This window comes from Roseomonas rosulenta (assembly GCF_016106005.1).
GTDB lineage: Bacteria > Pseudomonadota > Alphaproteobacteria > Acetobacterales > Acetobacteraceae > Neoroseomonas > Neoroseomonas rosulenta.
This window is the reverse complement of the sequence record NZ_JACADR010000225.1, coordinates 1-7,567: the sequence shown is the minus strand read 5'-3', so window position 1 is coordinate 7,567 and position 7,567 is coordinate 1. Positions and strand designations below refer to the sequence as shown.

8 protein-coding genes are annotated in these 7,567 nt (G+C 73.7%); 5 read left to right on the top strand and 3 right to left on the bottom strand.

Annotated features, from left to right (window positions below):
• From HW578_RS20245 to HW578_RS20235, 3 genes are all read right to left on the bottom strand, one after another.
• A partial coding sequence (locus HW578_RS20245) for a hypothetical protein (RefSeq protein ID WP_198372525.1) occupies positions 1-259 on the bottom strand: 259 nt, incomplete at its 3' end.
• 69 nt (positions 260-328) lie between these two features.
• Entirely contained in the window at positions 329-874 is a 546-nt protein-coding gene (locus HW578_RS20240) for a cupin domain-containing protein (RefSeq protein ID WP_198372524.1), read from the bottom strand.
• 34 nt (positions 875-908) lie between these two features.
• Positions 909-1,877 (bottom strand): S1C family serine protease, encoded by a 969-nt coding sequence (locus HW578_RS20235; protein WP_198372523.1) that lies wholly within the window; start codon positions 1,875-1,877, stop codon positions 909-911.
• A gap of 351 nt (positions 1,878-2,228) precedes the next feature.
• On the opposite strand from HW578_RS20235, the gene HW578_RS20230 reads away from it, so the two are divergent.
• From HW578_RS20230 to HW578_RS20210, 5 genes are all read left to right on the top strand, one after another.
• Positions 2,229-3,248, top strand: a complete 1,020-nt coding sequence (locus HW578_RS20230) for a phosphotransferase family protein (RefSeq protein ID WP_198372522.1) — start codon at positions 2,229-2,231, stop codon at positions 3,246-3,248.
• Positions 3,245-4,534 carry a phosphopyruvate hydratase gene (gene eno, locus HW578_RS20225; protein WP_198372521.1) on the top strand — a complete coding sequence of 430 codons (1,290 nt, stop codon included), beginning with the start codon at positions 3,245-3,247 and terminating at the stop codon, positions 4,532-4,534. Before HW578_RS20230 ends, eno begins: the two co-directional genes overlap by 4 nt.
• Before the next feature lie 163 nt (positions 4,535-4,697).
• Positions 4,698-5,636 (top strand): 2-hydroxyacid dehydrogenase, encoded by a 939-nt coding sequence (locus tag HW578_RS20220; protein WP_198372520.1) that lies wholly within the window; start codon positions 4,698-4,700, stop codon positions 5,634-5,636.
• A 157-nt stretch (positions 5,637-5,793) separates the two neighbouring features.
• Positions 5,794-7,122 (top strand): MATE family efflux transporter, encoded by a 1,329-nt coding sequence (locus HW578_RS20215; protein WP_198372519.1) that lies wholly within the window; start codon positions 5,794-5,796, stop codon positions 7,120-7,122.
• A gap of 55 nt (positions 7,123-7,177) precedes the next feature.
• A partial coding sequence (locus tag HW578_RS20210; protein ID WP_456308290.1) for a hypothetical protein occupies positions 7,178-7,567 on the top strand: 390 nt, incomplete at its 3' end.

Here is a 7,567-nt window from a genome sequence, read left to right as displayed (position 1 = left end):
GGCGCCCGCCGCGCGGCGCGTCGTCGCGCCCGTCCTGCAGCATCACCGCCGCGCCGATCTGCACCGAGCCGAAGGTCAGGCCGGTGAAGAACCACAGCAGCGCGATCACCGGCAGCCCGCCTTCGCGCAGGATGAGCCGACCGACGCCGCCAGGATCGGCCCAGAGCACGGCGCCTACGAAGATCGCCGCGAGGCCGAAGCCGACCAGCCCGTGCAGCACCATGAAGCGGACGGCGAGGGGGATTCGACGCAGGGTCATTGCAGCCTCCTTGGCCTCTCAGAGATAAGCGCCGGATCCCGGACGGCAACCGCGCCGCGCCGCCGGGCGTCAGACCGCCGCGCGGCGGATCGCCTCCAGCTCCGCCGGGTCGGTGATCGGCGCGGTGTCCCAGGGTGGTTCGGGCGGCGGGTCCAGCGTCTCGAACACGGTGGACAATTCGATCGCGCCGGTCTCGGCCGGGCGCGGATAGGGCGTGGGGTCGGGCATGCCCGGGATGCGCGGCTTGCCGATGCCCACGAAGAAATCCTCGAGCCCCGCCGGCACCAGCATCCAGAGCATGCGGTAAGGCCCGCCGCCATCGTTGATGAAGCCATGGCGCACATGGGGCGGGGCGACCATGAAGGTGCCCGCCACGATCCGCCGCACGACGCCATCGAGCCGTGCGAGGCACTGCCCCTCGATGATCCAGAAGATCTCGGTCTGCGCCGGATGCGCGTGCTCGCGGATCTTGCCGAGCGGGGGCAGTTCCTGCAGCCCGGCCGAGAAGCCCGGCGGCGCACCGGCGAAGCGCGGGGATGTCAGGATCTCGATCCAGCCATTGGCCGGCTGCGGCTGCCAATGCCGCTCGCCCTGCCCGGGCGGGACGATGATCATGCGCGCCGTCATGGCACGACGACCATGCCCGCCATCAATGCATCCGCGGATGCTTGAGGAACGACATGCGGTCCGCCGAGACCACCGCCACGTCGCGCGACCCGCGCGCGCGGCCGAGCTTCAGCTTCACCGTGGCACCCGCCTCGCCGCAGGCCCAGACCGCGCGCCACAGCTCCGCGAGGTCGGTCACCACCGCGCCGTCCACCGCCAGCACGCGGTCGCCGCTGCGCACGCCGGAATTCTCCGCCGGCCCGCCCGGCGCGAGGGAGGCAATCGCCACCCCTTCCTCGTCCTCGGTCGCATAGAGGCCGAGCCAGGGCCGCGCCGGCCGGTTGACCCGCCCATAGGTCACGAGGTCGTTCAGCACCGGGCTCAGCCGATGCACCGGGATCACCATGTTGAGGTCGAGCCGCCGCCCTTCCTCGCCCTGCTGCAGGATCAGCGAGCCGATGCCCATCAGCTTGCCATCCGGCCCGAGCAGCCCTGCCCCGCCCCAGGAGGGATGCGCCGGCGCGGTGAACAGCGCGTCGTCGATCAGGTATTCCCAGTAGCCGGCGAAGGGCTGCCGCGCGACCAGCTTGGCCGAGACCGCATGGCTCCGCCCGCCGGCGGCGGCGAGCATCACCGGCGCGCCGATGCGCAGCGCCTCGCTGTCGCCCAGCTCGATCGGCGTGACGCCCAGCTTGCCCAGGGCCTGCACCAGGCCGAATCCGGTCTCCTGGTCGACCGCGAGCGTGTGGCCCTGCACGGCGCGCCCATCGGCATTGGTGATCCAGATGCCCTCGGCCTCGGTCACCAGGTAGCCAACGGTCAGCACCAGCCCGTCGCGGATCACGACGCCGGAGCCCTCGCGTTCGGTGCCGAGCACGCGGGCGGTGAAGGCATCCGCCGGCACCTGCGTCCGCAAGCCGACAACCTTGCCGAGCGCGTCCTCGATATCGAAGGACCACTCGGTCGGGTCCGGCTGGAGGTGTTCCGGAATGTCCCACTCGTCCTTGGCCATGCTCGATCCGTCGGCGCCCCGCAGTGTCTTCGCGTGCTCCTTAGCATGTGTCGCGCACAGGCGCATGATGCCTGGGACGCAGCGAATGGCGTTTGGCTTTGGCGCACCGGCGGGGCATGCTCATCTCGGACCCGTCACGGTGCTCCGGACCCGCAAGCTCGGAGGAGACCGTGGCACCGTTCCGTCGTCAGAAGGTCCGCACACGCCAGCACAGCACCCCGCGGCGGCGCAGGGCGCAGGATGCCGGCCGCGGAGCCGCGAAGGCGCCCGGGGCCTGGGGAGCGCGCCAGTGCTGTGGCATGTCACGGCCCTGAAGGCCGCCAACGGCACGGCGGCGAGCGGGAGGTCCTGATGCCCGAGCCCTTGGCGGAACCGCCGCCGGCGCTGACCGAGGGGTTGCGCGCCATGGGGCTGCTTGCCCCCGACGCGACGGCGCGCGGCGAACCCCTCAGCGGCGGGGTTTCCTCCGACATCTGGCGCGTTGTGCTGCCCGAAGGGCGCGAGGTCTGCGTCAAGCGCGCGCTGGCCAAGCTGAAGGTGGCGGCGGACTGGCGCGCGCCGGTCATCCGCAACCGCTACGAGGCGCGCTGGCTTGCGCGCGCGGCCAAGGCTGCACCGTGTTCCGTGCCGAAGCTGCTCGGCCAGAACGAGGCGACCGGCACGCTCGCCATGGAATGGCTGGCACCGTGCGAGCACCCGGTATGGAAGACGCGGCTGCGGGACGGGCATGCCGATGCCGGCTTCGCCGCCGAGGTCGGGCGGCGCATCGCGCGCATCCATGCCCATGCGGCGCGACAGCCCGCGCTCTCGGCCGATTTCCCGACCGACCAGCTGTTCCACGCCATCCGCCTCGAACCCTATCTGGTGGCGAGCGCGCGCGCGCATCCGGACCTCGCCCCGGCGCTGAGCGCGCTGGTGGCGCGCACGGCGGCGATGAAGCTCACCCTTGTGCACGGCGATGTCAGCCCCAAGAACATCCTGGTCGGCCCGCGCGGGCCGGTGTTCATCGACGCGGAATGCGCCTGGTGGGGGGACCCGGCCTTCGATCTCGCCTTCTGCCTCAATCACCTGCTGCTGAAGTGCCTCTGGACGCCGCGGGCCGCCGGCGACTTCCTGCGCTGCTTCGAGGCGATGGCGACCGCCTACCTGGCCGGCGTTCAATGGGAGGCGCCGGCGGTGCTCGAGGCCCGCGCCGCCAGCCTGCTGCCCGGGCTGTTCCTGGCCCGCGTGGACGGCAAGAGCCCGGTCGAGTACCTGACGGACGAGGCAGACAAGGACCGCGTGCGCCGGGTGGCGCGCGCCCTGCTGCTGGCACCGCCGGACCGCCTCAGGACCGTGCGGGCCGCCTGGGGGGACGAGATCCAAGCATGAGTTCCACGACCATCGCCTCCGTGCGCGGCCGCCGCGTCTGGGACAGCCGCGGCCGCCCGACGGTGGAGGCCGAGATCCGCCTCGCGGGCGGCGCGCGCGGCCTCGCTATCGCTCCGGCCGGCGCCAGCACGGGCAGCGGCGAGGCGCTCGACCGTCGCGATGGGGGCAGCGCCTTCGGCGGTTACGACGTGACCGGTGCCGTGGCCTCGGTGAACGAGGAGATCGCGCCGCGCGTCACCGGCATGGATGCCGCCGACCAGGGTGCGCTCGATGCCGCGCTGATCGCGCTGGACGGCACGCCCAACAAGTCGCGGCTGGGCGCGAATGCGACGCTGGCGGTCTCGATGGCGGCGGCGCACGCGGCCGCGCAAGCGCACGGTACGCCGCTGTGGAAGTACCTGGGCGGGGACGACGCCCCCCTGCTGCCGCTGCCGCAGATCCAGATCCTGGGCGGTGGCGCCCATGCCGGGCGGCGCGTCGACATCCAGGACTTCCTGGTGATCTGCCCCGCCGCGACCTCCTTCGCCCAGGCGCTCGACTGGACGGCGGAGGTCTATCGCGCCGCCGGGTCCATCATGAAGCAGCGCGGCCTGCTGCAGGGCGTGGCGGACGAGGGCGGCTGGTGGCCCGCCTTCACCGCCAACGAGCAGGCGCTGGAGACGCTGGTGCAGGCGATCGAGCGCGCCGGATTCAAGCCCGGGGAGCAGGCGGCCATCGCGCTCGACATCGCGGCGACCGACTTCGGCAAGGGCGGGCGCTACCGGCTCGGTCTCGAGGGGCGCGAGCTCGATACCGATGGCATGATCCGCATGCTGCTCGGCTGGATCACGGCCTACCCCATCGCGTCCATCGAGGACCCGCTGGCGGAGGATGACGCCGCCGGCTTCGCCGCCTTCACGCGGGAGGTCGGCCATCGCATCCAGGTGGTGGGCGACGACTTCCTGGTGAGCGACGCGGCGCGGGTGCGCACGGCGGCGCGAGCGGGCGCGGCCAACACCGTGCTGATCAAGCCAAACCAGCGCGGCACGCTGAGCGAGACCAAGGCGGCCTGGGACGCGGCGCGCGAGGTCGGCTACGCCGGCATCGTCTCGGCACGCTCGGGCGAGACGGAGGACGTCACCATCGTCCACCTCGCCCTCGGCTGGGGTGTCGGGCAGCTCAAGGTCGGCTCCTTCGCGCGGTCGGAACGCATGGCCAAGTGGAACGAGGCTTTGCGCATCGAGGAAGCGCTCGGCCCGCGCGCGCGCTTCGCCGGCGGGGCGGTGCTGGGGCGGTCGCGGCGGTGAGGCGCGGCTTTAGGATTTTAGTGCTTTATCCGGCGGATGCGTCGATTGCCGGACCGCGCTGCGCGACATGCCCCGGCGTCCGCAGCGCCGCCCGGGCGCCCATCGCGTTCCTTGATAATATTCCTATAATCCCACCCCACCCCCGCGGTCAAGGCGCAGCCGCGTGAAGGTGCTGCTGCATTACCGCGCCGGGCCGGGGCTGGCCGCGCGCCTGGGAACGCTGCCTGGCATCGACCTCAGCGTGGTGCCGGACACCGACGACGCCGCCTTCGCCGCCGCCCTGCCCGGAGCCGAGGCGATCTGGCACGTGCTGCGCCCGCTGAGTGCCGCCGACATCGCCGCCGCGCCCCGGCTGCGGCTGATCCAGAAGATCGGCGTGGGCGTGAACACCATCGACCTCGAGGCCGCCCGCGCGCGCGGCATCGCCGTGTGCAACCTGCCTGGCACCAATGCCCGCGCGGTCGCGGAACTCACCCTACTGCTGATGCTGGGCGCGCTGCGCCGCGTCGCGCAGTTCGACGCCGCCACCCGCGCCGGGCAGGGCTGGTCGCAGCCGCCCGAGCTGCAGGACAGCCTGTTCGAACTCGGCGGGCGCACGGTCGGGCTGGTCGGCTACGGCGCCATCCCCTCGCTGCTCGCCCCCGTACTGGCCGCGCTCGGCTGCCGGCTGCTCTATACCGCGCGCACGCCGAAGCCCGAGGCCGAGGGCAGCTACCGCACGCTCGCGGGGCTGCTCGCCGAGAGCGACGTGGTCTCCCTGCACATCCCCGAGACGCCCGAGACGCGCGGGCTGATCGATGCCGGCGCCATCGCGCGCATGAAGCGTGGCGCGGTGCTGGTGAACACCGCGCGCGGCGGGCTGGTGGACCAGGCGGCGCTGGTGGCTGCACTCCGCTCCGGCCAGATCGGCGCGGCGGGGCTCGACGTCTTCGCGCAGGAACCGATGGCCCCGGACGACCCGATCCTCGCCCTGCCCAATGTCGTGCTGACGCCGCACATCGCCTGGCTGACCACCGGCACCTTCGAGCGGTCCTTCGCCATCGCCGCCGAGAATGTCCGCCGTCTCGCCGCCGGCGAGGCGCTGCTGCACCGCGTCGCGTGAGGCCGCCCGGGCCGAGAGACCTCCCGGGGCCGCGCCCTGTCGCGCGTTCCGGGGTCTGCCGGCGGCGCGGCTCCGCATCGGGGATGGTGGCGCCGCGGCTCCCGGAGCGGGCCGGTTCCGGCATCCGTGGAGCGTCCGCGGGCGGGGCTGCGGCGTGATGCGCGCGCCCGGCACGCCGCCGGCCGATGCGCCGGCGCCGGTGATCGAGATCGCGCGGCTCTCGGCGCCGACCATCCTCGTCACCTTCGTGCAGGCCATCGCGCAGACCACGGAGGCGGCGCTGATCGGCCGGCTCGGCACCGAGGCGCTGGCCGGCTACGCGCTGGTGCTGCCGTTGCTGATGCTCATGCAGATGACCTCGGGGGGGGCCATGGGCGGGGGCGTCGCCTCGGCGGTGGCGCGCGCCATCGGCGCCGGGCGGCGGGAGGAGGCGGCGGCGCTGGTCAAGCACGCGGTGGTGATCGCGCTGGGGATGGGGGCGCTGACCACGGGCCTCGCGCTCGGCCTCGGGCCGGCGCTGTTCCGCGCGGTGGGGGCCGGCGGCGCGGCGCTCGACCATGCGCTGACCTATACCTCGGTGCTGTTCGCCGGCGCGGTGCTGGTCTGGCTGTCGAACATCCTGGGCTCGGTGCTGCGCGGGGCGGGCCGGATGCGCCTGCCCGCCACCATCATGACCGCCTGCTGGGTGCTGGAGGCGCCGCTCTCCGGCCTGCTGATGCTGGGCCTCGGCTGGGGTTTGGCCGGGGCGGCGATCGCCTACCTGGTGGCCTTCGCGGCGGCGGCGGGCAGCATGGCCTTCGTGATCCTGCGCGGCGGCGCGGGGTTCCGGCCCGACCTGCGCGCGCCGCTGCGGCGCGACCTGTTCGAGCGGATCCTGGCGGTCGGCGTGGTGGCGACCGTGATGGCGACCATCGCCAACCTGACCGTGGTGCTGATGACGGCGCTTGTGGCACGCCACGGCACCGCGGCCATCGCCGCCTATGGCGTGGGCGTGCGGCTCGAATTCCTGATCATCCCGCTGGGCTTCGGGATCGGCGTGGCGCTGACCTCGCTGGTGGGGCGGCGGGTGGGGGCGGGGGACTGGGCCTCGGCCCGCGCCACCGCCTGGCGCGGGGCGGGCATCGCCGGCGGGCTCGCGGGGGGCATCGGCGTGCTGGCGGCGATCTTCCCGCATCCGCTGGCGCGGGTCTTCGCGACCGACCCGGCGGTGCAGGAGGCGATCGTGATCTATCTGCGCTGGGTCGGGCCGTCCTTCGGGCCCTTCGGGCTCGGCATGGCACTGTATTTCGCCTGCCAGGGGGCGGGGCGGATGCGCGGGCCCTTCGCGGCGTCGGTCTCGCGGCTGGTCGTGGCGGTGGGCGGCGGGTGGGTGCTGGCGGAGTTCACCGAGACTGGCCTGCCGGGCGCCTTCGCGGCGATCGGCTTCGGGCTCGCGGCCTATGGGGTGCTGGTGGCGGCGTCGGTGCGGGCGGGGGTCTGGCGGTAGGGCGCGCGCCGCGCCGCAATCCCTCCTTTACCCGGCTGCGCGATCATGGCGCGGCATGAGCGACATCCGCACCGACATCCTCGAGCGCTTCGGCACCGCGGCCTACCAGCCGGCGACGTTCCTCGACCGCGGCGTGACCGTGCCCTTCACCACGCCCTTCCTGCTGGGCGCGCGCATCCGCCCCAACGAGACGCGCGCCGGGCTCGAGGTGGTGATCACCAACCCCTCCGGCGGGCGCGGCAACTACATCGTGCCCTGGCCGGCGCTGCCCGACATCTGCTCGCCTACGCTGCACGACCGGCGGCTGTGGCAGCGCCTGTCGGACCAGGCCGTGGTCTCGCCCTCCACCGTGCGCGAGACGGGGCGCGCCGTCGCCGCCGAGGGCCTGGCCGGGCGCGAGGCCGCCGCCGCCGTGGCGCGCGCCGCGAACGAGGACGGCGCGGCG

Coding starts and splice junctions, on each gene's coding strand:
- HW578_RS20230 (WP_198372522.1), top strand. CDS start 2,229: ATGCCCGAGCCCTTGGCGGAACCGCCGCCGGCGCTGACCGAGGGGTTG.
- HW578_RS20235 (WP_198372523.1), bottom strand. CDS start 1,877: ATGGCCAAGGACGAGTGGGACATTCCGGAACACCTCCAGCCGGACCCG.
- HW578_RS20240 (WP_198372524.1), bottom strand. CDS start 874: ATGATCATCGTCCCGCCCGGGCAGGGCGAGCGGCATTGGCAGCCGCAG.
- HW578_RS20215 (WP_198372519.1), top strand. CDS start 5,794: ATGCGCGCGCCCGGCACGCCGCCGGCCGATGCGCCGGCGCCGGTGATC.
- eno (WP_198372521.1), top strand. CDS start 3,245: ATGAGTTCCACGACCATCGCCTCCGTGCGCGGCCGCCGCGTCTGGGAC.